The organism is Lentilactobacillus curieae (genome assembly GCF_000785105.2).
Lineage (GTDB): Bacteria > Bacillota > Bacilli > Lactobacillales > Lactobacillaceae > Lentilactobacillus > Lentilactobacillus curieae.
Genome location: NZ_CP018906.1, coordinates 117,470 through 143,404 on the forward strand (window position 1 = coordinate 117,470; position 25,935 = coordinate 143,404).

Annotated in this window: 29 protein-coding genes and 1 other annotated feature; all 29 genes read right to left on the reverse strand. The window is 40.6% G+C overall.

Annotated features, from left to right (window positions below):
• Window positions 1-35 precede the first annotated feature (35 nt).
• A complete protein-coding gene (locus PL11_RS00665) occupies window positions 36-1,025 on the reverse strand; it encodes an aldo/keto reductase (RefSeq protein WP_035168624.1) in 990 nt (329 codons plus the stop codon).
• A gap of 30 nt (window positions 1,026-1,055) precedes the next feature.
• Window positions 1,056-2,015 (reverse strand): ribose-phosphate diphosphokinase, encoded by a 960-nt coding sequence (locus tag PL11_RS00670; protein WP_035168532.1) that lies wholly within the window; start codon window positions 2,013-2,015, stop codon window positions 1,056-1,058.
• A gap of 71 nt (window positions 2,016-2,086) precedes the next feature.
• Window positions 2,087-4,549 carry an SF1B family DNA helicase RecD2 gene (gene recD2 / locus PL11_RS00675; RefSeq protein ID WP_035168534.1) on the reverse strand — a complete coding sequence of 821 codons (2,463 nt, stop codon included), beginning with the start codon at window positions 4,547-4,549 and terminating at the stop codon, window positions 2,087-2,089.
• An 18-nt stretch (window positions 4,550-4,567) separates the two neighbouring features.
• Window positions 4,568-5,320, reverse strand: a complete 753-nt coding sequence (locus PL11_RS00680; protein ID WP_035168536.1) for a tetratricopeptide repeat protein — start codon at window positions 5,318-5,320, stop codon at window positions 4,568-4,570.
• A 9-nt stretch (window positions 5,321-5,329) separates the two neighbouring features.
• The gene (locus PL11_RS00685; protein ID WP_035168537.1) at window positions 5,330-5,986 is read right to left on the reverse strand and encodes a histidine phosphatase family protein; all 657 of its coding nucleotides are present in this window, start codon (window positions 5,984-5,986) and stop codon (window positions 5,330-5,332) included.
• A 139-nt stretch (window positions 5,987-6,125) separates the two neighbouring features.
• Window positions 6,126-7,262, reverse strand: coding sequence for a tRNA 2-thiouridine(34) synthase MnmA (mnmA, locus tag PL11_RS00690; RefSeq protein ID WP_152638980.1), 1,137 nt, complete (start codon window positions 7,260-7,262; stop codon window positions 6,126-6,128).
• Between the two features lie 101 nt (window positions 7,263-7,363).
• Window positions 7,364-8,434: a histidinol-phosphate transaminase gene (gene hisC, locus PL11_RS00695; protein WP_035168540.1), complete on the reverse strand. Its 1,071-nt coding sequence runs from the start codon at window positions 8,432-8,434 to the stop codon at window positions 7,364-7,366.
• A gap of 14 nt (window positions 8,435-8,448) precedes the next feature.
• Window positions 8,449-8,778, reverse strand: a complete 330-nt coding sequence (gene hisE, locus PL11_RS10205) for a phosphoribosyl-ATP diphosphatase (RefSeq protein WP_035168541.1) — start codon at window positions 8,776-8,778, stop codon at window positions 8,449-8,451.
• Window positions 8,779-8,781: 3 nt separating this feature from the next.
• Window positions 8,782-9,114, reverse strand: coding sequence for a phosphoribosyl-AMP cyclohydrolase (gene hisI, locus PL11_RS10210; protein ID WP_035168542.1), 333 nt, complete (start codon window positions 9,112-9,114; stop codon window positions 8,782-8,784).
• Entirely contained in the window at window positions 9,111-9,869 is a 759-nt protein-coding gene (hisF, locus tag PL11_RS00705; RefSeq protein ID WP_035168543.1) for an imidazole glycerol phosphate synthase subunit HisF, read from the reverse strand. The genes hisI and hisF overlap by 4 nt, the downstream gene beginning before the upstream one ends.
• A complete protein-coding gene (gene hisA / locus PL11_RS00710; protein ID WP_035168544.1) occupies window positions 9,859-10,587 on the reverse strand; it encodes a 1-(5-phosphoribosyl)-5-[(5-phosphoribosylamino)methylideneamino]imidazole-4-carboxamide isomerase in 729 nt (242 codons plus the stop codon). The genes hisF and hisA overlap by 11 nt, the downstream gene beginning before the upstream one ends.
• Complete coding sequence (gene hisH / locus PL11_RS00715) at window positions 10,565-11,194, reverse strand: imidazole glycerol phosphate synthase subunit HisH (RefSeq protein WP_035168546.1); 630 nt, start codon at window positions 11,192-11,194, stop codon at window positions 10,565-10,567. Before hisH ends, hisA begins: the two co-directional genes overlap by 23 nt.
• Complete coding sequence (hisB, locus tag PL11_RS00720; RefSeq protein WP_035168547.1) at window positions 11,194-11,778, reverse strand: imidazoleglycerol-phosphate dehydratase HisB; 585 nt, start codon at window positions 11,776-11,778, stop codon at window positions 11,194-11,196. The genes hisH and hisB overlap by 1 nt, the downstream gene beginning before the upstream one ends.
• Window positions 11,775-12,419: an ATP phosphoribosyltransferase gene (gene hisG / locus PL11_RS00725; RefSeq protein WP_035168548.1), complete on the reverse strand. Its 645-nt coding sequence runs from the start codon at window positions 12,417-12,419 to the stop codon at window positions 11,775-11,777. The genes hisB and hisG overlap by 4 nt, the downstream gene beginning before the upstream one ends.
• Window positions 12,412-13,563 (reverse strand): ATP phosphoribosyltransferase regulatory subunit, encoded by a 1,152-nt coding sequence (locus PL11_RS00730; protein ID WP_035168550.1) that lies wholly within the window; start codon window positions 13,561-13,563, stop codon window positions 12,412-12,414. The genes hisG and PL11_RS00730 overlap by 8 nt, the downstream gene beginning before the upstream one ends.
• Window positions 13,564-13,613: 50 nt before the next feature.
• Window positions 13,614-13,874: a binding site (T-box leader), on the reverse strand.
• Window positions 13,875-13,918: 44 nt separating this feature from the next.
• Window positions 13,919-14,773, reverse strand: a complete 855-nt coding sequence (hisJ, locus tag PL11_RS00735; RefSeq protein ID WP_035168552.1) for a histidinol-phosphatase HisJ — start codon at window positions 14,771-14,773, stop codon at window positions 13,919-13,921.
• 6 nt (window positions 14,774-14,779) lie between these two features.
• Entirely contained in the window at window positions 14,780-15,817 is a 1,038-nt protein-coding gene (locus tag PL11_RS00740; protein ID WP_035168554.1) for a branched-chain amino acid aminotransferase, read from the reverse strand.
• 178 nt (window positions 15,818-15,995) lie between these two features.
• Complete coding sequence (locus PL11_RS00745; protein WP_035168557.1) at window positions 15,996-16,343, reverse strand: DUF1831 domain-containing protein; 348 nt, start codon at window positions 16,341-16,343, stop codon at window positions 15,996-15,998.
• A complete protein-coding gene (locus tag PL11_RS00750; protein ID WP_035168560.1) occupies window positions 16,343-17,506 on the reverse strand; it encodes a cysteine desulfurase family protein in 1,164 nt (387 codons plus the stop codon). The genes PL11_RS00745 and PL11_RS00750 overlap by 1 nt, the downstream gene beginning before the upstream one ends.
• A 5-nt stretch (window positions 17,507-17,511) precedes the next feature.
• The gene (locus tag PL11_RS00755) at window positions 17,512-18,213 is read right to left on the reverse strand and encodes a 5'-methylthioadenosine/adenosylhomocysteine nucleosidase (RefSeq protein ID WP_035168562.1); all 702 of its coding nucleotides are present in this window, start codon (window positions 18,211-18,213) and stop codon (window positions 17,512-17,514) included.
• Window positions 18,214-18,222: 9 nt separating this feature from the next.
• Complete coding sequence (locus PL11_RS00760; protein WP_035168563.1) at window positions 18,223-18,510, reverse strand: hypothetical protein; 288 nt, start codon at window positions 18,508-18,510, stop codon at window positions 18,223-18,225.
• An 8-nt stretch (window positions 18,511-18,518) separates the two neighbouring features.
• On the reverse strand, window positions 18,519-19,070 hold the full coding sequence (locus PL11_RS00765; protein WP_035168625.1) for an NUDIX domain-containing protein: 552 nt from the start codon (window positions 19,068-19,070) through the stop codon (window positions 18,519-18,521).
• A gap of 69 nt (window positions 19,071-19,139) precedes the next feature.
• Entirely contained in the window at window positions 19,140-19,349 is a 210-nt protein-coding gene (locus PL11_RS00770; RefSeq protein ID WP_035168564.1) for a cold-shock protein, read from the reverse strand.
• A gap of 67 nt (window positions 19,350-19,416) precedes the next feature.
• Complete coding sequence (gene ileS, locus PL11_RS00775) at window positions 19,417-22,224, reverse strand: isoleucine--tRNA ligase (RefSeq protein WP_035168565.1); 2,808 nt, start codon at window positions 22,222-22,224, stop codon at window positions 19,417-19,419.
• A gap of 218 nt (window positions 22,225-22,442) precedes the next feature.
• Entirely contained in the window at window positions 22,443-23,117 is a 675-nt protein-coding gene (locus PL11_RS00780) for a DivIVA domain-containing protein (protein ID WP_035168566.1), read from the reverse strand.
• Window positions 23,118-23,129: 12 nt separating this feature from the next.
• Window positions 23,130-23,921, reverse strand: coding sequence for a YlmH family RNA-binding protein (locus PL11_RS00785; RefSeq protein WP_035168567.1), 792 nt, complete (start codon window positions 23,919-23,921; stop codon window positions 23,130-23,132).
• Between the two features lie 19 nt (window positions 23,922-23,940).
• Window positions 23,941-24,216: a YggT family protein gene (locus PL11_RS00790; protein WP_237047500.1), complete on the reverse strand. Its 276-nt coding sequence runs from the start codon at window positions 24,214-24,216 to the stop codon at window positions 23,941-23,943.
• Window positions 24,217-24,239: 23 nt separating this feature from the next.
• A complete protein-coding gene (locus PL11_RS00795; protein WP_237047501.1) occupies window positions 24,240-24,494 on the reverse strand; it encodes a cell division protein SepF in 255 nt (84 codons plus the stop codon).
• Window positions 24,495-24,623: 129 nt separating this feature from the next.
• A complete protein-coding gene (gene ftsZ / locus PL11_RS00800) occupies window positions 24,624-25,925 on the reverse strand; it encodes a cell division protein FtsZ (RefSeq protein WP_035168570.1) in 1,302 nt (433 codons plus the stop codon).
• Between the last annotated feature and the right edge of the window lie 10 nt (window positions 25,926-25,935).

Consider the following 25,935-nt stretch of genomic DNA (forward strand, 5'->3'; position numbering starts at 1 on the left):
GGAGTAAGTCCATTTAATGCTTTTATTCAAAGTAACTATTTTTTCAAGATTGAGTCAATTTGATCAAGCTCATCTTGGGTAAATTCTAGATTATCTAATGCTTTCAAGTTGTCCATCAAATGGTTAACCTTTGAAGCACCAGTTACAATGCTAGCAACAACATCGTCATGAAGTAACCATGCAATGCTCATTTGGGCTAAAGTTTGGTTACGGTTCTTAGCTAAATCGTTAAGTTGGTTAAGCTTAGAAACTAATTCGTCCTTACCATTATCGACAACAAAGTTATTACTCCAGTGAAGTTTAACGTCATCTGGAATTCCATTCAGGTACTTGTCAGTCAATAATCCTTCAGCAAGAGGTCCGTATGAAACTAACGCCTTGTTGTTGTCCTTGAGAACATCAAGCAGGCCATCATCCTCAACCTCACGGTTCAACATATTATACGAAGCTTGGTTAACCACGAATGGTGTGTGTAATTCTTTAAAGTACTTGATAATTTCTGCAGTTTGCTTTGCATCATAGTTTGAAATTCCAACGTATAGAGCTTTACCGGACCTAACGATGTCATTTAAGGCATCTGCGGTTTCAGCAAGGTTAGTGTTTGGATCAAACCTATGACTGTAGTAAATATCCACGTAGTCTAATCCCATTCGTTCCAGACTGCCATCAATAGCATTGATAAGCGTCTTTCTTGATGAGAAGTTACCATAAGGTCCTGGCCACATGTTGAATCCTGCTTTTGTAGTAATAACCAATTCATCACGGTAAGGTTTGAAGTTTGCCTTATACACATCACCAAACATTCTTTCTGCCGCACCTGAACCTGGTCCATAGTTATAAGCTAAATCAAAGCTAAAGATTCCTTTGTCAAAAGCCTCTAACATTACTTTTTCACTATCGCCATAGTTTGCGTCATCCCCAAAACTATGCCACATTCCAAACGAGAGGGCGGGTAATTGTAATCCAGAATCCCCTGCTCTTCTAACCGCCATCTTGTCATACCGATCTTCACTTGCTTTATACATGTACATTACATATCACCTTTCAAGTTAAGATTATCTACCAAATAATTTACCAACTGATTGTTGGTTATGAATCAAGTTGATTGCTTCCCCAAATAGCTTATCAACAGATACCAATTCTAATTTATCAAACTTATGCTCATCACTAAGTTTAATTGAATCAGTAACGATAACGTTTTTAATTGGTGCTTCTTCAAGCCGTTTAACAGCATCCCCTGAGAAGATTGCGTGAGTGGCTACTGCATACACTTCACTTGCTCCAGCCTTTTTCAAAGTTTCTGAAGCAATCTGTGTCTTAATAGCAGTATCAATCATGTCATCGACAACAACTGCCCGTTTTCCTTCAACGTCACCAATTACAGACTCTGGAATCGTATTTGCGTCTTCCGGTGAGCGGTTATCAATGATTGCAATTGGCGCATCGAGTAACTCAGCGAATGTTCTTGCCCGTGACACACTTGCATGGTCAGGTGAAATAATTACTAAATCATCCTTACCGTGTTTGCTTTCAAAGAATTTTGCAAGCAACCTAGCAGCACGTAAGTGGTCTACGGGAATGTCAAAGAATCCTTGAATTTGGTCAGCGTGTAGATCAAGGGTAACCACCCTGTCAACGCCGTCCATTTCCAAGAATGAGGATAATAATTTTGCGGTAATTGGTTCACGAGAACGTGCCTTCCGATCAGCACGTGAATAGCCGTAGTACGGAATTACCACGTTGATTGAACCTGCCGAAGCACGCCTTAGGGCATCAACCATAATCAGCAACTCCATCAAATTGGTGTTAACTGGATCAGAAATTGATTGAATTACGTACACTTCAGTTCCACGAATACTCTCATCAACACTGATTTTGATTTCGTCGTCACTGAACTTTTTGGTAGTGGCTTTGCCCAATGGCACACCAACTGCCTTGCTAATTTTTTCAGCTAGCTCACGGTTTGAGTTAAGGGAAAATAATTTAATATTTGGTCGAGTATTATCGTCCGTCATGATTGCCTCCAGGGGTTGTTGTTTATAAAAATCATAACATAAAAATTAATAAATTTTGAGTCTTGAAATCTTTATTTGGCCTCAATAAAATCGGTTGGTTTTATTTTTTGCATGCCAATCATTGGATCAACTACGTTTTCTTGAATCATTTTCATAGTTAAAATTCCGTCATTTTGAGGCTCTTGCTCTTCATTTTCTGTGTCGGTAGCGATCTCAGTGCTATTTGCGCTAATTATTTCAGTGTCAACTTTTTCCTCAGTCGGTGCCTCATTGCCAGAAATTACCGACCGTAGTCGTTCGACTAAACATGTTTTCCGGTTCGCAGACACCGTGCTAACACACTGTTGGTAGGCAGATTGTTCACCCACCATGATCAAAAAGTCACTTGCTCTAGTGACAGCTGTATATAACAAATTTCTTTGCAACATTCTGCTGAACTGACGAACCAGCGGCAAAATTACCATCTTAAATTCGCTACCCTGCGCTTTATGGATTGAAGTACAGTAAGCTAGCGTAAATTGTAACCACTCATTCTTTTGATAAGTAACTTCAACTTCATCGTAATCAATCGTAATTTGTGATGGTGAATCCTCATCTTTATTCTGTTTCATCGAAACGATTATCCCAATGTCACCATTGAAAACATTCTTTTCTGGATTGTTCTCCAGCTGCAAAACCTTATCACCAATTCTGTAAGTATGCTGCCGAATGGTCACCGACTTATTCGCATTTGGACTTTGCCATACATCTTGAATAGTGTCGTTCAACTTATCGATGCCTGCCCTACCGCGATACATCGGTGCGAGAACCTGAACATCCATTTTGCCAAATCCCTTATTCTTCGCGCGCTCAGTGACCTGTTGAACAACCGAAGCAATTTGATTCTCACCACAGGGAATAAATGACCGGTCACTCTGATTATTAGTAAAGTCAGTAGGTAACTGTCCTTGATGAATTTCGTGAGCCAGTGCAATGATTGATGAATGGGCATCTTGCCGATAAATCGTATCTAACTTCATGTACGGTACCGACTGCGAACTCAACAAATCATGGAACACTTGGCCAGGGCCGACAGATGGCAGTTGATCTTGATCCCCTACCAATACGACCTTCATGTGATTTGGAATTACACTAACTAACATCTTAAATAAGAATGTATCAACCATCGACATCTCGTCTATAATCAACAGTTCGCCATCAATATCTTTAGTTGCAGACGCATTTTCGCTGTCTGAGCGATTCAATCCAAGTAACCTATGAATGGTGCTGGCAGGCAATCCAGTGCTATCAGTCATATGTTTAGCAGCTCGACCGGTAGGTGCCGCTAAAATCACTGGAAACGGCTTATCCTTGTACTGATTAATATCCATCGAATAATCATTTAGCTCACAAAAGGTGTTCACAATTCCGTTAATAATTGTGGTTTTTCCAGTACCTGGTCCCCCTGTTAATAAGAAAACTGGAGACTTAATTGCATCTGTGATTGCATTGATTTGTGACTGATCATAATCAATCTGGTACTTTCTTTCAACTTTTCTAAGTTGCTTCTCGATTTGGGCATCCGTAAATGAAACCTCATCATTATTTTCAACAATTCGATTAAGGTGCTCAGCAATTTGAAACTCGGCTCGATACAAATTGGCCGGAAAAATCTTGTCATTTTCACCAATTACTTGGTTGCTTTTCGCAAGTTCAATCAGGCCATTAGCAATTTTATCAGCGCCAATCTGGCCTTGACCGCCAGACTCTAGCAACCGTGTCGTTTCTTGTAATACCGGCCCAGTAGTGGTGTAAGTATCACCATTTTTGACACAGAGCTGATCGATTGAATACATTAACCCAGTAGCGATTCGCTGTGGAGAATCGATTTGAAACCCATTTTGCAAAGCGATTGCGTCTGCTTTTTTGAACCCAATCGACGGAATGTCAGTCACTAACTTATATGGGTTTTCAGAAATAATTGAAAGTGCATCCCCGTGATATTTCTCATAAATCACAGAACTTAACTGATTTGAAAAGCCGTAACTATTTAAGCCAATGATAATATTTTCAAGATTATCACCTAATTCCAAATTTTCAGCAATCACTTTTTTAAGTTTGGCCTTTAACCCGACTTTGTCCAGAACACTTGGATCTCGGTCAATCTTATTCAGAGCATCGGTGCCCAAAATATCCACAATCTTTTCAGCGGTCTTTTCACCAACTCCAGGAAATTTGTCACCAGATAGGTATTTAATAACCCCTCCACGCGTTGTTTTTGCCAAATTGGAGTAGTTATCTGCTTGAAACTGCTGACCATATTTAGGGTGGTTAACTACTCTACCAGTAAAATGGTAGGCATTATCTTCAAGTAAGTCACCGAAATTTCCAGTCACAACGACCTCATCATCAGGAAGGGAAACGTTGGTGTTGGTAACCTGAATTAATACCACCTTATAAAAACTATCCTCACTAGCAAAAAAGACGGCCTTTAATTGCCCGTCAACAAACTTTTCTTCATTTGGATTATCAAATAGATCTAATGATTCAGCCAATTGATTTCTCCTACTCCACTAATCGTCGTTATTTTGGTTATCTGATTTCTTGTTAAGTTGCAAAAACTTCTCGATGTCTTGTAGCTTTTGTTGCCCCTTTTCATAATAATCTGGGTCAAACTGCTTTGCTTTTTCAAAATAATCTTGGTAGTTGTCGCCATTAACCAAAGCGACGATTCCCCGATCAAAGTTAGCAGGGCCATCTTCAGGACTTGCTTTCAAAACCAAGTCATAGAACTCACCAGCCTGATTAAAGCTACCAAGTGAAAGTAAGTTGTCACCAATCATCTTATTAACCGTTGGATCATCCTTAGCCTCACCTTGAGCAGATAAAGCGAACGCCATTGCCCGCTTATTGTCACCTTTAGCCATGTAGCTTTGCGCCAACATGATGTAAGCCTTGGTCTTTAGCTCACTATCTTCAATGTTTTGAAAAATACCAATTGCCTTGTCGTATTCTTCGGCAGCATAATAAACGTTTCCCAAGCCATACTTCAACAAATCAACCACTGATTGTGGTGACTTTTCAAAAAGTCCAAGAGCCTTCATCAGCAACTCTTCCGCCTGTTCATAGTCCTTACCTTCAACCAAAACCGTTGCCAACTCGTAATAGTTTTGGTAGTCATCAGGGTTCTGATCAATCTTAACTACTAAACTGTGAACTAGTTGCTTAGCCTTAGCCTCTTCTTGTTCACGTTTCTTCATGTAGTTACGTTGATTTTCTTGATTCTTTTTTTGTAAGTCATTAATTTTTTGTGAGTCATTTTCCATTGTATTCACCTACACAATATCAGTTTTATCGATCTTGCGATTTAAGTAATCTGTGTCGTTCCAGTCAATAAGTTCAAATGACTGACCATTATTTTTGGTATCAATTATTGTAGTACTGGTATTTGCCAGTCCACCACGTTTTTTTAAGTTAGGTAAGCTAGCCCCTAATAAGTGATTCATTTCGGCGTTCAGGGCAGCCCCGTGACTAACGATCATTACATTTTCATTTGGATACTCTCGAACAATATCCATAATGGCAGGAGTCATTCTGTCGATTACATCTTGGTAAGATTCCCCACCAATCCGGCTTGGATCATACCGATCGGGTTGAGTTCTAAAATTAATGAATTCTTCGGGAAATTGCTTTTCAACGTCCGCAAACTTCATTCCTTCCATTTTACCAAGATTGAACTCAGCAAGTCGCGAAAGCAACGTGATTTGTGGTTGTGTCTTTAAATGCTCAGCAATGGTTTCGGCAGTTATCCTTGCCCGCTTAATTGGGCTCGCAAAAATGTGTGCAAAACTAACATTATAAAAATGGTCAGCCAGCTCCTTCATTTCTTCATAGCTTTGTTCAAGTAACGGTGAATCGCCACCGGCACCTTGATACCTGCTTTCTAAGTTCCATTCCGTCTTACCGTGACGGACAAAGTATAGTCTAGTCAAACCTCTGCCTCCAAAATTATCTATCAACTATTATGACAGGACTTGATAAGTTTTTCAAAGTAATCGTAAGCAACTGGCTGGATATAACACAAATAAAAAAGATTCCAGCATTTTGCTGGAATCCAATTCAAGTCAATTATTAAACGTACTGAAGCTCCATCTCGTTCTTGTAAGCAGCATCGATAATCGCAGAGCCTAAGCACTCTTCACCATCATAAAATACTACTGCCTGACCAGGGGTAATTGCCCGAACTGGCTCGTCAAAGTCAACTCGAACAGTCTTACCATCGTCACTAATGTGAACGGTAACGCCCTGATCCTTTTGCCGGTAACGGAACTTAGCTGTGCAATGGAAGTCTTGACCGCGGTCAAGTGTGTTTACCCAGTGAATATCTGAAGCATCCAAATAGTCGGCGTAAAGTAAGTCATTCTCATAACCCTTGCCTACATATAGAATGTTCTTCTTCAAATCCTTACCGATAACAAACCAAGGTTGGTTGTCAACACCATCCCCACCAATTCCAAGGCCTTTTCTCTGACCGATAGTGTAGTACATTAAACCAGCGTGCTGGCCCTTTACTTCACCATCAACGGTCATCATTTTACCTGGAGTTGCTGGTAGGTAGTGACCCAAGAACTCTTTGAAGTTCTTCTCACCAATAAAACAAATTCCAACGGAATCCTTTTTAGTGGCCGTAGCCAATCCAGCTTCCTTAGCAATTTTTCTAACCTCAGGCTTAGTCATATTCCCGATTGGAAACATTACTCTGTCCAGTTGGTCAGCTGACAGTTGACTCAAGAAATAAGTTTGGTCCTTATTCATATCCGTAGAACGGAGTAGATGATTGTGGCCATCTTCGTCTCGAGTCAACTGTGCATAATGTCCAGTCGCGATGTAATCGGCACCGAGTTCAAGTGCATAATCTAAGAACGCCTTAAACTTAATTTCCTTATTACATACAACGTCTGGATCTGGGGTTCTACCCTTTTTGTACTCATCCAAAAAGTACGTGAACACACGGTCCCAGTACTCCTTTTCAAAGTTAACAGAGTAGTATGGGATACCGATTTCGTTGGCAACCTTAGCTACATCTTTGTAATCTTCCGTAGCCGTACAGACACCATTCTCATCAGTATCGTCCCAGTTCTTCATGAAAACGCCAATCACATCGTAACCTTGTTGTTTAAGTTGGTAAGCGACTACTGAAGAGTCAACTCCCCCACTCATTCCAACAACGACACGAGTTTGACTGTTGTCTTGCATTAAAACCACCATCATTTCAATTAGATTCTGGAGAATCCACGAGTTGAAGGTCGTAATTTCCAGTAAGAGTTATAATAACTCAATTTGAAACGAATTTCCACACTTTAAGTAAGTTATTTTCCAGATATAAATGTTTGGACAATTTTCTCGATGGCTAGGTTATCATCAGGTTTCCCGATTGTAATCCTCAGCCAACCAGGCAAGAGCCCAGTTCTGACTAAATACCCACTCTTTGCTAACTCATCGGCTAAACCATTTTCATCTTCCACTTTTAAAAAAATAAAGTTAGTTTGCGAAGGAACAAACTGAATTTTTAACCCCGTAAAAAACTTCATTAACTGCTGGCGACTTTCCTTAATCTTCTGAACTCCAGCTGATAAAAACGACTGGTCAGCTAAAGCAGCCACAGCCGCCACTTCAGCTGCAGTACTCAGATTATAAGGTAACCTAACAGTTTGAAATACAGAAACCAATGAATTTGGGCAGACCGCAAAGCCAACCCGAAAATTGGCAAGACCGTATGCTTTGGAAAGGGTCCGCAACACAATTAAATTTTCATTTTCTTCAACATCATTGATCAAAGTTTCATTGGTATCCGTAAAGTCGATATAGGCCTCGTCAACGACCAACAATGTGGTAGTCGGCAACCCACTAGCAAATTTCAAAATCTGTTGCCGGCTCAGAACACTACCAGTTGGATTATTAGGATTACATAGCCAAATCAGTTTAGTTTTTTCAGTTACCGCTGCTTTTAGTTTTTCAAGGCTAATATCCAAGTCGGCCGTCAATTCAACCGGAACAATTTGTGCGCCTTCGATCGAACTATGTAACTGATATTCCGAAAAAGTTGGTGTTGGAATTAATACCTCATCATCAGGCTCTAAAATCACCCGACAAATCAACTGAATAATTTCGTCCAACCCATTGCCAAAAACTAAAGAAGATTGATTGAGATTAAATTGTTTAGCAACAGCCGCCCGTAATTTGCTTGCATTGCTGTCCGGATACTGACTTGCTCCAGCGGCGGCCCAGTTTAACAAAGCTTCACTCACCTTAGGAGACGTACCATAGACATTTTCATTAGCTGATAGTCTAACCAAGCTGCTAACGCCTAATTCTGACTTCAATTCGGAAAGTGGTTTTTCTGGTGTGTAGGGTCTTAATGATTGCAATACCTTTTTCATGGGCAACCTCCATTTTATAATTTATCGATTGGCTTACGATCAGCAGTTTTGCTCATCTTGCCCTCACGACTTGCGAGTTCTTCTTTGATTTGGTCGAGACCGATTCCTCTTTGCACCAATAGAACTAAAACGTGATAGGTTAAATCGGCAACCTCAAGAATAAAATCAGGATCAGATTCATTTTTAGCGGCGACAACTACCTCAGTAGATTCTTCACCGATTTTTTTCAAGATTTTATCCAGTCCCTTTGTAAATAGGTAATCAGTGTATGAACCTGCCACCGGATTCTGCTTTCTTTGTAATATCAAATCGTATAATTCTTCCACAGTTTGTTGAGCTTCCATATTTTATTCCTCGCTTTCATTCATTGGCACTTCGTTAAAGAAACAGCTAACTGCCCCCGTATGGCAAGCCGGACCAGCGGGAACCACCTCAAGCAACAAGGCATCTTGATCACAATCCAAAACCATACTGACAATTGTTTGAACATTACCGCTGGTTGCACCTTTGTGCCACAACTCCTGACGGCTCCGCGACCAAAACCAAGTTTGCTTAGTCTCTAGACAGCGGTTAAAGCTTTCTTGGTTCACATATGCCATCATTAAAACTTGCTTGGTGTTGGTATCAACGACAATCGTTGGGACCAAGCCATCTGAATATTTTTCAAAGTCTGGTTTCATCTGACTGTCACCCCGTCTCGTTTCAAGCTATTCTTGACGTCGTCTATCGTAAATTCACCAAAATGAAAAACCGAGGCTGCTAAACCAGCATCTACGTTAGTTGCTTCAAACAAATCATTAAAGTCCGTTGCCTTACCGCAACCCCCGGAGGCAATCACCGGAATGGAAACTGCTGCCGTTATTGCCTGGTAAAGCTTAAGGTCAAATCCCGACTTGGTACCATCCTTATCCATACTGGTAACTAGTAATTCCCCTGCACCAAGCTGTTCGACCTGTTTTGCCCACTCGATTGCATCGAGCTCAGTTGGTTTATGACCACCTGCAACGTAAACCTTGAATTTTTGTTCAACTTCACTCCATTTAGTGTCAATCGCAACCACTACACACTGAGAACCAAACTTTGCTGCTCCATCACTGATGATTTGTGGGTTGGCAACTGCTGCGGAGTTGACCGCAACCTTATCAGCACCTGCTGCTAGTAACGCCTGCATGTCAGAAATACTGTGTACTCCACCACCAACAGTCAGTGGCATGAATACCTTAGAAGCAACTTCAGATATGGTTTCGACGATTGCATTTCTTCCTTCAGTCGTGGCGGTGATATCTAAAAACACTAACTCGTCTGCTCCTTGTTGCTCATACGTTGCAGCAATTTCAACCGGATCACCAACGTCTCTAAGGTTGACGAAGTTGACTCCTTTCTTTACCCTGCCGTGATCGACATCCAAACACGGAATAATTCGCTTAGCTAACATTTTGATTCACCTCCGCTAGTTCGGATAAAGAAATTTTTCCAGTTGCCATCGCCTTGCCGACGATTACTGACTGAATTTGCGACTCGCCTAATTTTTTAATGTCTAAAAGACTACTAACTCCGCCTGATGCAATGATTGTGACGTTTGGAAATTGAATTTGTAATTGGCTAAATAATTCATAATTAGGACCAGCTAAAGTTCCGTCCCTAGCAATATCAGTGACGATAAATTGGTTAACCCCGATCCCCACCATTGAGTTTAGTAGGTCAACCATTTTCATATTGGACTGTTCTGTCCAGCCTGACACGCTGACTTCCCCGTTTTTACCATCAATTCCAACAACAATTTGGTCAGTGCCAAATTGAGTGATCGCTTGCTCAACTAATTCGGGATTGCTAAGGGCAACGGATCCTAATATTACGCGATCAACCCCACTAGTAAGGTAGGAATTGATTTGACTCAGGGAACGAATCCCGCCACCTACTTCAACTTTTAATGGGGTAGTCCGACAAATTTCTTCAATGACAGCACGGTTGACGGGCTTGCCAGTTTTGGCACCATCTAGGTCGACGATGTGAATTCGTTCAAATCCGGCTGCCGCAATTTGGTTAGCCTGGTTGACGGGCGAGGCATCGATTACCGTTTGTTTAGCAAAGTCTCCCTGATACAAACGCACACTTTGCTGGTCAATTAAATCAATTGCTGGAATTACTTGCATTATCAACTACCTCCTTGAATTTTGCTAACCCATTCAGGCCAACGCGACTACTTTTTTCTGGGTGAAACTGGATTCCAATCACGTTTTCTTGCCTAACGACACTTGGAATCTGCACTTTACCGTAATCGTTGATTGCCACAATGTTTTCAGCCGGTGTGTCTACATAGTAAGAATGAACAAAGTAGGTAAATTGGTTTTCAAATTCAGCCCCAATCGGATCTGGTTTAACTAGTCGATTGTCATCCCACCCAACATGTGGAATTTTAAAACCCGGCTGTTGGGGAATGGGAACCACATTCCCAGGAATTAGGCCCAAACCCTTGGTAACACCAAATTCATACCCAGTCTCAAACAATAGTTGCATCCCCAAACAAATTCCTAAAAGCGGAGTGTGATTTGCTACTGCCTGGTTGATTGGGTCAATCAAGTTTCGGCGCTTGATTTCAGCCATTGCAATTTTAAATGCCCCAACTCCGGGAAGAATCACACCGTCCGCAGAAATGATTTTATCAGCGTCAGCGGTAATTTCATTTTCCATCCCTAAGTAGGTCAATGCTTTACTAACACTTTTGGTATTCCCGGTATCATAATCAATAATTGCAATCATCAAATCACTCCCTTAGTTGACGGAACTCCCTTAATATCTGGATTAAGTTCAACGGCTTGGCGCAACGCTCTTCCTAATGCCTTAAACAGTGTTTCAATCTTGTGGTGAGTATTTCTTCCGTACAATACTTCGGCATGCAAATTCATTTCGGCATTAAATGCTAATGACTGAAAAAAGTCTTCAGTAACTTCCGTATCGTAATCCCCCAATTTGGGGTTATTTAATTCAGCATTGAAAACTAAATAGCTTCTTCCAGACAAATCAATGACCACTCTGCTTAAAGTCTCGTCCAAAGGAATCAAAGCTGAACCAAACCGCTCAATTCCTTGCTTATCACCGAGTGCCTCTTTTAATGCCAATCCCAGCGCAATTCCCACATCTTCAGTAGTGTGATGTGGGTCAACATTGAGATCACCATTTGCTTTTACCACCAGTCCGAAACGACCGTGCTTGGCAAAGGCAGATAACATGTGATCAAAAAAGCCAATCCCAGTATCAATTTCTATTGTTGAGTAGTCATCTAAATTCAAAGATAAAGTAATTTGCGTTTCCGCTGTCTCACGATTAATAGTTGCTGATCTCATTTGACTACCTCCGAAAATTTTTCGTTTGCTTGCTGAAGTTGATTAATAAAGTTGTAGATTTGCTTTTTTTGTTGTCTCAATCCTAGGCGGTTAACGACGACCCTAGTATTTACTGGTTGTAATTTCGCGTATATCTGTAGGTTGTTTTCTTTTAATGTCGTTCCAGTTTCTACAATGTCAACAATGGCATCTGCTAACCCCGTAATTGGCGCCAGTTCTACTGACCCTTCAATTCTAATAATTTCGACGTCCTCGCCAATTCGTTTGAAATAGTTTCTCGTAATGTTTGGATACTTGGTAGCAATTATTTTCCGTTTTGAGGCACTAGGATCGAAGTTTTTCCCAGAGGCTAGAACGAACCGACACCTTCCAACATTCAGGTCCAACATCTGGTACTGATAGTTTCCTTGTTCTTCCAAGATGTCTGAACCAACGATGCCAATTTGGACTGTCCCATTATTTAGATAGGTCAGCACATCTTGACCCTTAACTAAAATAATTTCAAAATTTTCATCTTCGTCAAATATCAACCGCCGTTGTTTGTCTCGTAGACCTGAGCAATCGATCCCACTTTTTTCTAGTAGTGGAACAACCTGTTGTTCGGTTCTTCCTTTAGTTAAAGCGATTTTTAGCTTACTCATTAGGCTTACCTCCTTGGGAAATGTCAACCAACTCTACGCCTTTGCTAACTGCGATTCGTCTAGCCTCTTCGATATCTGTGGCAAGGCACATCGTCAAATCCTGATTTTCTAAAACTAGTTTTTCGGCCTCCTGCCACTGATCAGAATTGAAAAATAGTAACCGTTTAGCCACTGTCTTCTTATCAAGTAAATGGCGGCTAAGCCCATCAACATTAAATGCCAGACCCACCGCTGAAATTTGATTTTGTTGAAAGTTTTTTAGTAAGTCATCATATCTACCACCACTGAATAGGTACTCGCTAGAGCTATTCGAGAATCCTTGAAATATCAGACCAGTATAGTAATTTTGTGGCGACTTCATACTTAAATCTAAAGTAATCTCTACGTTCGGAAAATTATCAGAGATAAAATCTGCAGCTACCCTAAATCTCTGCAGCATTTCATCAATTTCCGGAATGGATACAAAGCTTTCCAGCTTAGTCATTACTTCTGAAAAAGTTCCAAACATCCATGGCCATTCCTTAAGAAACTGGCTGAACTTTGAATCGACCATTGTCTCAATCAACTTGTCATACTTGCTTAGATTCTTTTCAAACAATGCTGATCGTAACTCCTGTTTACTTGGATCAGTTAGTGGCAACTTAGTTAGTAGTGAGTCAATAAATTTGGCATCCCCTAACTGAACGGTGACACCGCTAATGTTTAAGGCTTGGCATCCTTTCAAGGCAATCATCAAGCACTCAAGCTCAGCTTTAAAATCTGGATAACCGATTATTTCAACCCCTGCTTGGGTTTCCTGGTTGTAACTACCTGACAGCTCTTTTTTTAACCTAAACACATCTCCCGTGTAATACCACTTGACTGGTGGCTCGATTCCAGTTGCACTCATGACCCTAGCAACCGGTAACGTTAAATCAGGTCTGAGAACTAAAGTCCGACCACGATCGTCTAACATTTGATATGGACGATAATTGTCTGCTTGTAATGGCTCAAATACGCTAGCAAACTCAACGACTGGGGTCTTTAATTTTTCGTAACCGCGATGATTAAATAAGTCGCTTAACTGTGATGTTACATAATCTTGTAATTGTGCTTCTGCGCCAAACTGATCTTTTGTACCAACTGGCAAACTTAAATTATCCATTCCATATCACCTCATTAAAATAAAAAAAGTCCCCGAAGACTGTCATAGTCTTCGAGGACGAGTTAATCGCGGTTCCACCTCAATTTGTCAGCTACCTCACGATAGTTGACCTTACGTTGCTAACAACTAGTCGTCCTTTCGGAGAACAGTTGCAGTAACCCTGATAACGCTAAACATGCGAATTAGCCTACTAGACACTTCAGCTAATTGGTTCGTAGATGTGTTTCGTTAAACTTCTGGTGTGCCATCTCATCTCCCGGCGACTTTCTGTGATCCAAAAGCAAAACTACTATTCTACTCATAACCTTTTTTATTAATATAATTTTAATGTTGTTAAGAATAATATCACTGGATATTAATTTGTCAACTGAGATAATTCAAATTCTGCTAAACTGTGTGCCCGACCCACATCCACGATTCCGTGAGAATCACTACCGAAAACCATTGGAATTGCTAGCTTTTTAGCCCTTTGTCGAATCCATCCGTCTGGGTATAAATCGTTGCAATATTGTTTGTACAATCCAGCTGTATTCAAATCTAATTCCAATCCAGAGTTCTTGACGGCTTTGAGAACTTCAATAATTAACTTCTGGTTTGAATTTGAATAATCATTGGTTAACGAATAGTAATCCTGAAACTTTTTAATCAGCGTCATGTGGCCAATTCGACTAACATATCCGTGCGTGGCCAAGAAGTTCACCGAATCTTGAACCGTTAGGAAATATTGTCGATATAGTTTCTGAGAATCGCCATAGTAGTTGAATAATCCCTCAGCAAATTCTTCAAGTTCATTATCTACACACCAGTACTTATTGCCCTTTCCCTTTAGGAAATGGACCGATAAGATACTGTCTTCAATTACATCTGCATATTCATTTATAAAGTCCTCTGTATAGGTTTCAAAGTCGGCAAAATAATCAATCTCAAATCCCAGTTTGATATTAATTTGATCACGATATTTTTGTTTAAGAAACTGGATTTTCTTAATGTACGGCTCTACATCCTGAATTCGCATTGATGCTTCATCAATACCGCTGTCAGAGCCCCGATAGTGATCCTTTAATTCCAGCGGTAATGGTGCGTGCTCCGTCACCGAATAGTCAGTAAATCCTAAATTAATCGCTTTGATAATCATTTTTTCGACATCGTCGCCACTACCATGAGGACAAAACTCAGTGTGAGTGTGACCATCGCGTTTAACTAAGTTCATTAAACATTAAACCTCAACTTTTTGAATCCAACCTTCTGGTGCTTCTACGTCACCAAATTGAATTCCAGTTAATTCATCATACAGTTTCTTAGTCAATGGACCAACTTCTGTTTCACTGTAGAATACGTGCTTCTTACCGTTATGAGTAAGACTTCCAATTGGTGAAATAACCGCAGCGGTACCACAAGCACCAGCTTCTTTGAATTTATCAAGGTCATCAATGTCAACTACACCTTGGGTCGCCTTTAAACCAAGACGATTTTCTGCCAACCAAAGTAATGAGAACTTAGTGATTGATGGTAAGATCGATGGTGATTTAGGAGTGATGAATTCATCGTCCTTGGTGATACCGAAGAAGTTAGCCGAACCAACTTCCTCAAGGGTCTGGTGGTTAACTGGATCAAGGTAGATTACGTCTGAGTAACCATCTTTATGAGCTTGGTCACCAGGAAGTAAACTGGCGGCGTAGTTACCACCAACTTTTGCTTGACCAGTACCGTGATGAGCGGCACGATCGTAGTCAGATGTTACGTACTTAGTTGGAGTCATTCCACCCTTATAGTAAGCACCAACTGGCATTGCAAAAATGGTAAAAATGTACTCAGTAGCTGGATGAACACCAATGTTACCACCGACACCAATCATTAATGGACGAAGGTATAATGTACCACCAGTTCCATAAGGAGGAACGTAATCAGCGTTAGCCTTAACAACTGATTTAACTGCGTCTACAAACTTGTCTTCTGGGAACGGAGGCATTAATAACCGTTCACAACTATTATGCATTCGCTTAGCATTTTGGTCTGGTCTAAATAATTGAATTGAACCATCTTTAGTTCTGTATGCTTTCAATCCTTCAAAGTCAGCTTGACCATAATGTAATGCGGTTGAACCTTCACTAATATGTAATGTACTATCTTCAGATAATTCACCATCGTCCCACTTGCCATCTTGATAATGTGCCAAGAAACGATATGGTAAATCCATGTAGTTAAAGCCTAAGTTTTCCCAATCGATTTCTGATGCTGGTTGTGCTTTTGCCATAAACTGTACCTCCAATAAAAATAATAAAATCTAATTGATTTTTAATATGATTCTAATTTGAAATCACCCAACTGTCAACAGGTTCCGGGAAATTAGGCAAAAAAGAATAAGAAAAAAGAGCAATCCATGCTGTTAAATACTGACACCACGCGATTACCCTATACTAAAACATTTTTAATTAATCTTGACTAACTTTAAATACACCACGATCAACTAAATTTTGCATTACAAATTTAAACTGCTCAACTACCGGTTTAGTGTCGTCAGTTTTAAAAATATTAACCTTGGCTAAACCATTACCAGTGGTGACTGACATTTTAAACCCACTAAGGTCTTTATCAATCATAACCTTTAGCTTGTATGAAGCATTGTAAGGCGATGTGGGATCAAGAGACCGCTCCAATGAGTAGTTTCCGTTCTTTGTTTCAACGAAGCCCACATCCTTAAGTGTGAACTTTTTGATGGTGCTGGCAATTTCGTAAGTTACTGAGTCACCAGTTACCTTCACTGCATTTGCAAATGCCATTAGTTCTTCACTCCCCTTTTTTCAAGTCTGCTAATTGTGTTGGCGATTGCCTCTACCAGCTTTGTTAAGTCATCCTTAGTTGTATAACGACCAAAACTAATTCTGATTGACTCGCCGATCCGGGGACTATCTTCACCATACATTGCCACTAAAACATGTGAAGGTTCAATACTCCCCGCTGTACATGCCGACCCACCAGAAACTGCAATTCCCGCTAGATCAAGGTTGGTTTGCATCACGTAAGTAGAAACACCCTTAAGCCAAATATTTAGAACGTGGTTTAAGTTATCAGGTTTAATCTCACCATTTATCTCAAACTCAATTCCTTTATCCTTAAGTTGTTCGACTACATATTGCTTAAATTCAAAGTACTTCTTTTGCCGATTAGCTTTTTCTTCAGCAGTAATTGTTTCGACGGCCTTTGCAAAACCCGCAATTGCTGGTACGTTTTCAGTACCTGCGCGCCGCTTGTCCTCTTGTTGGCCACCCTTAACAAAGCTAGGGAAGTTAATTCCCGTTCGCTTGTAGAGAAAGCCAATCATCTTAGGTCCATTGATTTTATGGGCTGAAGTTGATAACAGATCAATATAATCGCGCTCAACATCAATATCCAATAAACCATATGCCTGCACTGCATCTGTGTGGAACCAAGCTTGGTGGTCTTTTAACAATTCACCAATTTCGTGAATTGGCATTACGGAACCAACCTCATTATTTCCCATCATAATTGAGACCAAAATTGTATCATCAGTCAAGGCAGCTTTGAAATCGGCCATGGAGATGTTGCCATTTTCATCAACAGGTAAGTAAGTAACTTTAAATCCTTGTTTTTCTAGAGCCTTCATTGGCTGCAATACAGCTTCATGCTCAATTGCTGTTGTGATAATGTGCTTACCTAATTCCTTACGGGAATTTGCGGTTTGCATAATTGCAGTATTGTCACTTTCAGAACCACCACTAGTAAACACAATTTCTTCTGCATCGGCATTGATACTTTTAGCAATTGTTTCTCTAGCGGATTCCATTACTGACTTCGCCTCACGGCCTAACCCATACAGCGTTGATGCATTACCGTAAACGTTTTTATACTTGTCCATCATTTCGGCATAGACTTCATCTGACAACCTGGTTGTGGCCGCATTATCTAAATAAATCTCTTCCAAAATTTTCACTTCCTTGATGATTGTTCCTGGAATAAGTTAAGTAACATTTGTCCTGAGCGTTTTCCCGCATCAATAATAAATTCATCAAACGATTGGTCAGCATCTTCGTCCCCAACATCTGACATTGCTCGAATCACTGCATAGGGAATGCCGTTTTCATAAGCAACTTGGCCAATCGCGGCGCCTTCCATCTCACAACACATTGCGTCTGGAAAGTTGTTTTTAATCGTTGCTATTTTTTTAGAATCGGCAATAAATTGGTCACCAGAAACGATTAATCCCTTTTGTGACTCCATTCCGCTAGCTTTCGCTGCAGCCATGATTTCATCAACTAGTTCAGGATCAGCATCAAATCTGGCAGGTAGTCCAGGTAGTTGGCCAACTTCATAGCCTGAAGCGGTCACGTCAACGTCGTGATAGGCAGTTTGACTAGATACCACTACTTCTCCAACTGAAAGGCCTTCACCGATTCCGCCAGCTGAGCCGGAGTTAATTAAGGCATCGACCTCAAATTCATTAATTAAAATTGAAGCCGTAATTCCAGCTTGGACTTTACCAATTCCTGATTGAACAATGATCACTGCCTGTCCAAAAATTGACCCTCCAAAAAACTCAGTATGGCCAACTTGTTTGCTAATTTCGTTATCTAAATTACTCTTTAGGATGGCAAGTTCTTCATCCATTGCGCAAATAATTCCGTATATCATAATTTTCTCCTAGTTCACAAAAAACAATATTAAATAGACAATAATGATCAACACAATCAATACACCAATTGAGATGTTAAGTCGGCGATTAATTCTTAGCCAACGTGGTGTCTTATAATCCTCGTTGTTGGTTGGTTGAGTTTCCCCAGGGCTAACTCTTGAAACCCGTTCTGAGGGTTCAAAATCGCCTGGATTTAGATCATCATCTTTTTGTTGGGGGCGTTTATTCCCCCGAATTTTTCTATATTGTCTTCTAGTAAGATTTTCTGGTTCTTGGTTATTTTGGTTATCAGCCATATTATCACCTACTTCTGTTGATCAAGCATCTGCCAGTACAGGATTGCAGTGATTGTCTTGGCATCCTCAATTTCACCGCTCTTAACCATTTTAAGTGCTTCTGGCAATGATACAGTTGATAGTTCTAAGAACTCACCTTTGTCACGGGGAAGTTCATCTTCAACCGGCTTTAAATCAGAAGCTAAGTATAACTCCATGAATTCGTCACTAAAACCAACAGTCGAATAAAAGCCACACAACCGCTCAACGTGATTAGGCACCATCCGAATTTCTTCGTTTAGTTCCCGATAAACAGCGTGATCCAGATTTGCCTCATCTCTGCTATCAACTTTTCCGGCTGGAATTTCCAAGACTGTCTTTGCAACTGGTGCCCGCCATTGACGTTCCAAAATCATTTCATTTTGATCAGTTAAAGCCAAAATCCCCACTGCTTTTGCATGACGAACTATATCTCTATGACTTATCTGGCCATCTGGTAACTCAACTTTTTGACGAACAACGTTGATAATTGCGCCGTCGTATACTTCTTCCGTTGATAAAACTTTTTCTTCAAAATCCACAAAATCACCCATTTTCATCGTTAAAACCATTTTACATAGAAAAATTGCTGAATGCAATCCACCAAATAATTAGTCTTCAATGATTGAAATTTTAGCTCCTTGAGGGCCCTTTTTTCCTGGTGCTGTCACAAATTCTACCCGTTTACCGGCGGCAATTTGATAGATTTGGTCAGATCTTACAGCATCCTTAAAGAAAAACAAATCTTCTTCTTCATCATCTTGATCAATAAATCCGAACGCATTCTTTTCGTTGTAACTCTTAATCGTTCCTTTTAACATAATATTTCCTCCTTAAATAAATAACTCCCACAGACTTAATCTACGGGAGTTATCAAGCTATTGCAATTTATTTTTCTTCAAAACCTTCAGTTGCGGTTTCAGGAAATTCACTACGAACAATCTCTGCACATGAAGCACATAGAGTTGGGTAGTCAGTATCCGCACCAACGTCGGTCTTTGTGAGACGGCAACGTTCACAAACTTGGCCTTCAGCGTGCTTAACTGCAAGGGCTAAACCATCTGAGTCAAATTTTTCGGCATCATCACCAGCTGCTTCAAAGTCTTCAACATTTAATTGAGAAACCATCAAAACAGTTGCTAAATCAGTATCCAATTTAGTAAACAAATCTTTAACCCCAGTAGTTGCATAAATTGTTAATGCAGCTTCTGAAGATTTACCAATCAATTTGTTGTCACGAGCCTCTTCAAGCACTTTCAACACATCGCCACGGACTTCCATAAATTTGTGCCAGTTGGTCAACAATTCATCAGCACCGGCATAATCCTGAACTTCTGGCATTTCTGAAAGTTGAACATAGTCTTCTGGTTCCTTTAAGAATTCCCAAACTTCTTCAGCAGTGTGAGGAAGTACTGGGGTCATCAACTTAGTCAATGCAACTGCAGCTGCATACATAACGGTTTGCATTGAACGGCGCTTATGACCATCTTCACGGTCGATATAAACAACGTCCTTAGCAAAATCAAGATAGAATGCAGATAGATCATTAATAATGAAGTTTGATAACTTCTTATTCAAATCAAGAAAATCATAGTTATCATAATCTGCTTTAGCACCCTTTACGAACTCGTTGAGGGCAACCATCATGTATTTATCAGCTGATTCAAGATCGTTAAAGTCAACGGCGTTAGTCTTTGGATCAAAGTCTGACGTATTGGCTAATAGATAACGAACGGTATTTCTAATTTTCTTGTATGAATCAGAAATCTTAACAAAGTTATCAATTGAGACCCGCACATCGGCTGAAGTATCCACTGAGGTAACCCACAAACGAACGATTTCGGCACCCATCTTCTTGATGACCTCATCAGGAGCAATGGTGTTACCAAGTGACTTACTCATCTTGTGACCTTCACCATCAAGGGTGAATCCTTGTGATACAACCTGTTTGTATGGTGCATGACCAGACACGGCAACACTTGTGATCAAACTTGAGTTAAACCAGCCACGGTATTGGTCAGAACCTTCAAGGTACATATCAGCAGGGTAAGTTAATTCATCTCGTTCAGCAAGAACACCTTGATGTGATGAACCAGAATCAAACCAAACATCCATGATGTCATTTTCCTTGGTAAACTCACCATTAGGTGAATGTTCACTAGTGAATCCCTCTGGCAACAAGTCCTTAGCATCACGTTCAAACCAAACATCTGAACCATATTCAGCAAATAGGTCGGCAACGTGGTTAACTGTTTCTTCAGTGATAATTGCTTCGCCATCTTCACCGTAGAAGATTGGTAGTGGAACACCCCAGACCCGTTGTCTAGAGATCACCCAATCACCACGGTTTTTAATCATGTTAGCAAGCCGAACTTTACCCCATGATGGGAAGAATTCAACTTCGTCGATTGCATCAAGAATTTCATCCTTGATCTTATCAACTGAGGCAAACCACTGAGGAGTTGCCCGGAAGATAATTGGCTTCTTAGTCCGCCAATCAAATGGGTAACTATGCTCAATTGGCATGTAATCAAGCAATAAATTTTGTTCTTTTAATTTATCAAGAGCGATTTCGTTAGCGTCATCATAAAAAACTCCCGCAAAATCAGCACCGGCTTCTTCGGTAAGGTAACCCTTATCATCAACTGGAGCAAAAATATCCAAGTCATATTGACGGCCAATGTTAAAGTCATCTTCACCATAACCAGGAGCGGTATGGACAAGTCCAGTACCGGCATCGAGAGTAACGAAGTCTCCCAACATCGTAACTAACTTTCTGTCATGGTCAAATGGGTGTTCTGCAAGAACGTATTCAAGGTCGCGACCCTTAACAACTTTGAGTTCTTTAACGTTTTTCCAGCCAAACAATTCTTCGTCTTTAGCAAGCAATTCAGTGGCAATAACAAACTTGCGGTCATCACCTTCTGGTTGAACAACCGAGTAGTCAAAGTCAGCATCAACAGTAATTCCCTCTGAAGCTGGAATCGTCCAAGGAGTAGTTGTCCAAACAACCATGTATGTGTTGTCGTTTTCCAAAACGCCTTTACCGTCAACAACCTTTTCACCATAGAATGCTGATGGTGAAGTAATGTCATGATATTCAACTTCAGCTTCAGCCAAAGCTGATTCTGATGACCATGACCAGTAAACAGGCTTCTTACCCTTGTAGATCAATCCACGTTTAGCGAATGCACCAAACACCCGAACTTCTTGGGCCTCAAACTCAGGCTTTAGAGTTAGGTATGGGTTATCCCAATCGCCTGCAACTCCTAAACGCTTAAATCCAGCCTTTTGCCGTTCAACTTGTTCCAAGGCGTAATCACGACAAAGCTTACGGAATTCGTTAGTTGTCATTTTCTTACGGTCATAGCCTGCCTTGGTCAATTGTTGTTCAATTGGCAATCCATGAGTATCCCATCCTGGAACATAGGGAGCTCGGAACCCATTCATTGACTTATAACGAACGATAATATCCTTTGAAATCTTGTTCATGGCATGACCCATGTGAATATCACCGTTTGCATATGGAGGCCCGTCGTGAAGCACAAATGATGGCTTTCCTTCATTTAATTTTTGACGAAGTTGATAAACTTCGTTTTCGTCCCATGCCTGTTCACGTTCCGCTTCCTTAACTGGAAGATTTCCACGCATTTTGAACTTGGTTTTTCCAAGGTTCAGAGTATCTTTGACTCGCATAGCTGACATCCTTTCCTGATTCAAATTAGAAAATAAAAAAGAGACTTCATCGCAAGGGACGAAATCTCCGTGGTACCACCCAAATTTAGAATTAAAAATTCTCTCGTTGAACTTCGATATATGTAGAGGTGATCTGAAATTAACGTTGAATACTAGCTCTCACCAACCACTAGCTCTCTGAAAGTATCGTTAATCTCTTTCTGTTCTCTAATCGAATCTTATTTAGTTTGACCGTCCGGGAAAATAACAACAGTTTCTTTAGAATCATCAACTGCTGGAGTATCCTCAACTAGGTCTGCAGATTCACTCTGCTGTGAATCTGATTGTACGCTCTTAGTGGAATTACTGTCAAGTTCAGATACAACCTTTTCGATATCTTCGTAAGTTGTTGTGCCTGAATCTTCAACTAGCTGATCCCAATCACGACCCTTAATAACTTCAAGCTGGCTTTCTAGCATAACTTGTAGGCGCTGACGGAATACGCGGGTATCCTTCTTCAGGTCATCAGTCTCAATAGCCAATTTTTTAGCTCGCTTTGAAGCTTCTTCAAGAATCTTGTTAGCCTTACCGTTAGCTGCGTTAACAGTGTCATCAGCACGCTTTTGGGCTTCACGATTAGTGATTTCTGCTTCTTTTTTAGAATTAGTTTTAACCTTATCAGCGGCTTCTTGAGCAACGATGATTGATTGGTTCAAAGAATCCTTCAAATCATTGAAATACGTTAACTTGTCCTTACTTTCACCAAGTTGTGAACGTAATTCCTTGTTTTCTTCAAGAACTGATTGATAATCCTTAATAATTTGATCTAAAAAATCGTTAACCTCGTCAACATTGTAACCCCTTAATTTTGACGAGAACTCCTTGTTATGAATGTCCTGTGGACTTAATACCATGACGCATCCCTCCTATTTGTTACGTTTCAAAATGTTCATCACAATTCTAATTTTACCTTTTTTGGTAATTCCGGCAACATCCCTCACACTGATTCTGCCAAACTTTCTAACAGAAACAACATCAGATACAGAAACTTCCACGTCCGGACGTTCTGCTGTTGCCCAATTGAGTCGAACTGATTTCCCCTCAACTAATTCCTTTGCGTGGTGCCTGGAGATATTGAATCCTTCAGCAACGATTGCATCAAGTCTAAGTGACGAAACGCTCGCACCCTTTTCCTCAGATTCATCCACTGGAAAAATTAGCTGATCCACATCAATTGGCTTTAATTTAACCTTGATCTTACCGATTTTTTCAATCTGTTGCTGAAGGTAATCACCCATCTCAGCTTCACACATAAATTGCCATGTTTCACCATCAGTGATGATGTCCCCAATCACATCTCGATTAATTCCACTACCCATAACGGTTCCTAAAATTTGTCCATGCGAAAGCGTGGCAAACTTGGTTGGATAATCAATCAAAAACGCAGTGATATGAAAGTCATCATCAGTTGGTTCAAAGTAGTCTGGATAGACTAAGGCTCTCTTCATTTCGGCACCCTGATGACCGCCAAAAAACTTGTATGATACTGAATCAAACCGGTTTGCGATTGCTTCAAAAATGTACATTTCACGAGGATTTAAAAAATCGGTCAGAATTGGTCGATATTCATTTTCGGCGCGGCCACAAATATCCTCAACCGATTCCAAGAACTCCTGCTCTTCAGGACGAAAGTGTTGTGAAATATTTAACTCAACCATCGTTACTTCCCCCGATTAATTAAAATCCAACTAGCATTTGGCCAACGTACATTATCCCCATTTGAATGAAGTACAGGACCAATAATGCAACCACCGGTGCAAAACTTAGCATTCCAAAACTAGCAAAGTTAAATAGACTTTGATATGGTTCAACAATCTTTGCTAAAAATCTGCCGATTGCAGAATCATAAGCTCCTGGGAACCAACTGAGTAGTGCATAAATAACAATCAGCAACATGTACAAGTTAATCAACTTGACTAGCGCCCAAACGATATAAGATACAATTGTTACCAAATATTTTCTCCTTAAAATCCAGATTACTTAGAAATTTGAAAGTTCGCTGGTGTACAAATAAAGATGTTTTTATCCAACCTGTTGATTGCTCCATGAATGGCAAAGATTGTTCCATTTAGGAAATCTACCATTCTAGCAGAAGAATTGGCATCCAAGTTATCAAATTTAACGATAACTGCATCCCCATCCATTAGCTTTTGAGCAATCATGTCAGTGTCTGAATAACTGACCGGAGCAAACACGATTATTTTACTTTTTAGCGGTTCTTTTGGTGTCATAGACACGACATTATTTCTTTTCTGCTGCTTTTCCTGGGAAGGCTCTTCCATTCCAAAAAAAGTTGCGAAATTGAATTTCTGTGACATATTGTTCCTTTCAGACCCAACTTCTGGCAGTTTGGTTTGATATTAACGGTTACGACGGTGCTTCAAGAATGGTGGAACATCGTCAGCGTCGTCGCCGCTATCCTTTGTAGGATCATCATCCGGAAGATCTGCTTGGAATGGATCAAAATCCTTTTTTTCAACGTCATTAAACTGACCACTGTCTGGGGCATCAGTTCTGGAACTTGATGGTTGCTTACGAATGTCCCAGTTGCCCAAGGGGTCTTCAGCAGGTTGTCTATCAGAGGTATCAGCTAAATCTCTGTCATTATTAGAAGCTGGTGCTGCTTGTGGTTGTTGAGGTGCAGCAAATCTAGTTGCTGGACGTGAACGTCTAGCCTCACCACGACCACCGCGTTGTTGTTCTCTGCGGGCATCGATTCCAGTTGCAATTACAGTAACTCGAACCTCATCACCAAGGTTTTCATCAATTGAAGTACCAAAGATGATGTTTACGTCACTTGTTGCAGCTTGGGCGACAATGTCGGAAGCATCTTGGGCTTCAAACAATGATAGGTCTGGTCCACCAGTAATGTTAAGTAGAACTTGTTCAGCACCATCAATTGAAACTTCAAGTAAAGGTGATGAAATGGCTTTTTTAGTAGCTTCTGCAGTTCTGTTTTCACCGTTAGCTGTACCAACTCCCATCAAGGCTGAACCTTGATCAGACATTGTTGTCTTAACATCAGCGAAGTCCAAGTTAACGTAACCAGGGCTTGTGATCAAGTCAGAAATACCTTGAACACCTTGGCGAAGAACGTTATCTGCCTCTTTAAAGGCTTCCATCATTGGTGTCTTCTTATCAACCATTTCTAATAACCGGTTGTTTGAAATTACGATTAATGTGTCAACGTTTTCCTTAAGTTGAGCAACGCCATCATCAGCGTATTTAGAACGCTTAGGTCCTTCAAAACTAAATGGTCGAGTAACAACACCAACTGTCAGTGCGCCTGAATCCTTTGCGATTTTGGCAACTACTGGAGCAGCACCGTTACCAGTACCACCACCCATTCCGGCAGTAACAAAGACCATGTCTGCACCTTCAAGTGCTTCCGTGATTGCTTCTTCGCTTTCTTCAGCGGCCTTAGCACCAATTTCTGGGTTTGAGCCAGCTCCAAGTCCCCGAGTAAGTTTAGGTCCAAGTTGGATTCTAGTTTCTGCCTTTGATGTTTCTAGTGCTTGAACATCAGTGTTAGCAACAATAAATTCAACACCCTTAACATCCTGACTGATCATTTGGTTAACGGCGTTACTACCACCACCACCGACACCAAATACTTTAATTTTCGCACCATGGCTTTGTGCGGAATCAAGTGAGTATTCCATATTCTTATTA

Coding starts and splice junctions, on each gene's coding strand:
- PL11_RS00665 (WP_035168624.1), bottom strand. CDS start 1,025: ATGTATAAAGCAAGTGAAGATCGGTATGACAAGATGGCGGTTAGAAGA.
- PL11_RS00670 (WP_035168532.1), bottom strand. CDS start 2,015: ATGACGGACGATAATACTCGACCAAATATTAAATTATTTTCCCTTAAC.
- PL11_RS00680 (WP_035168536.1), bottom strand. CDS start 5,320: ATGGAAAATGACTCACAAAAAATTAATGACTTACAAAAAAAGAATCAA.
- mnmA (WP_152638980.1), bottom strand. CDS start 7,262: ATGGTGGTTTTAATGCAAGACAACAGTCAAACTCGTGTCGTTGTTGGA.
- hisC (WP_035168540.1), bottom strand. CDS start 8,434: ATGAAAAAGGTATTGCAATCATTAAGACCCTACACACCAGAAAAACCA.
- hisE (WP_035168541.1), bottom strand. CDS start 8,778: ATGGAAGCTCAACAAACTGTGGAAGAATTATACGATTTGATATTACAA.
- hisI (WP_035168542.1), bottom strand. CDS start 9,114: ATGAAACCAGACTTTGAAAAATATTCAGATGGCTTGGTCCCAACGATT.
- hisF (WP_035168543.1), bottom strand. CDS start 9,869: ATGTTAGCTAAGCGAATTATTCCGTGTTTGGATGTCGATCACGGCAGG.
- hisA (WP_035168544.1), bottom strand. CDS start 10,587: ATGCAAGTAATTCCAGCAATTGATTTAATTGACCAGCAAAGTGTGCGT.
- hisH (WP_035168546.1), bottom strand. CDS start 11,194: ATGATTGCAATTATTGATTATGATACCGGGAATACCAAAAGTGTTAGT.
- hisB (WP_035168547.1), bottom strand. CDS start 11,778: ATGAGATCAGCAACTATTAATCGTGAGACAGCGGAAACGCAAATTACT.
- hisG (WP_035168548.1), bottom strand. CDS start 12,419: ATGAGTAAGCTAAAAATCGCTTTAACTAAAGGAAGAACCGAACAACAG.
- PL11_RS00730 (WP_035168550.1), bottom strand. CDS start 13,563: ATGGATAATTTAAGTTTGCCAGTTGGTACAAAAGATCAGTTTGGCGCA.
- hisJ (WP_035168552.1), bottom strand. CDS start 14,773: ATGAACTTAGTTAAACGCGATGGTCACACTCACACTGAGTTTTGTCCT.
- PL11_RS00740 (WP_035168554.1), bottom strand. CDS start 15,817: ATGGCAAAAGCACAACCAGCATCAGAAATCGATTGGGAAAACTTAGGC.
- PL11_RS00745 (WP_035168557.1), bottom strand. CDS start 16,343: ATGGCATTTGCAAATGCAGTGAAGGTAACTGGTGACTCAGTAACTTAC.
- PL11_RS00755 (WP_035168562.1), bottom strand. CDS start 18,213: ATGATATACGGAATTATTTGCGCAATGGATGAAGAACTTGCCATCCTA.
- PL11_RS00760 (WP_035168563.1), bottom strand. CDS start 18,510: ATGGCTGATAACCAAAATAACCAAGAACCAGAAAATCTTACTAGAAGA.
- PL11_RS00770 (WP_035168564.1), bottom strand. CDS start 19,349: ATGTTAAAAGGAACGATTAAGAGTTACAACGAAAAGAATGCGTTCGGA.
- ileS (WP_035168565.1), bottom strand. CDS start 22,224: ATGCGAGTCAAAGATACTCTGAACCTTGGAAAAACCAAGTTCAAAATG.
- PL11_RS00780 (WP_035168566.1), bottom strand. CDS start 23,117: ATGGTATTAAGTCCACAGGACATTCATAACAAGGAGTTCTCGTCAAAA.
- PL11_RS00785 (WP_035168567.1), bottom strand. CDS start 23,921: ATGGTTGAGTTAAATATTTCACAACACTTTCGTCCTGAAGAGCAGGAG.
- PL11_RS00795 (WP_237047501.1), bottom strand. CDS start 24,494: ATGACACCAAAAGAACCGCTAAAAAGTAAAATAATCGTGTTTGCTCCG.
- ftsZ (WP_035168570.1), bottom strand. CDS start 25,925: ATGGAATACTCACTTGATTCCGCACAAAGCCATGGTGCGAAAATTAAA.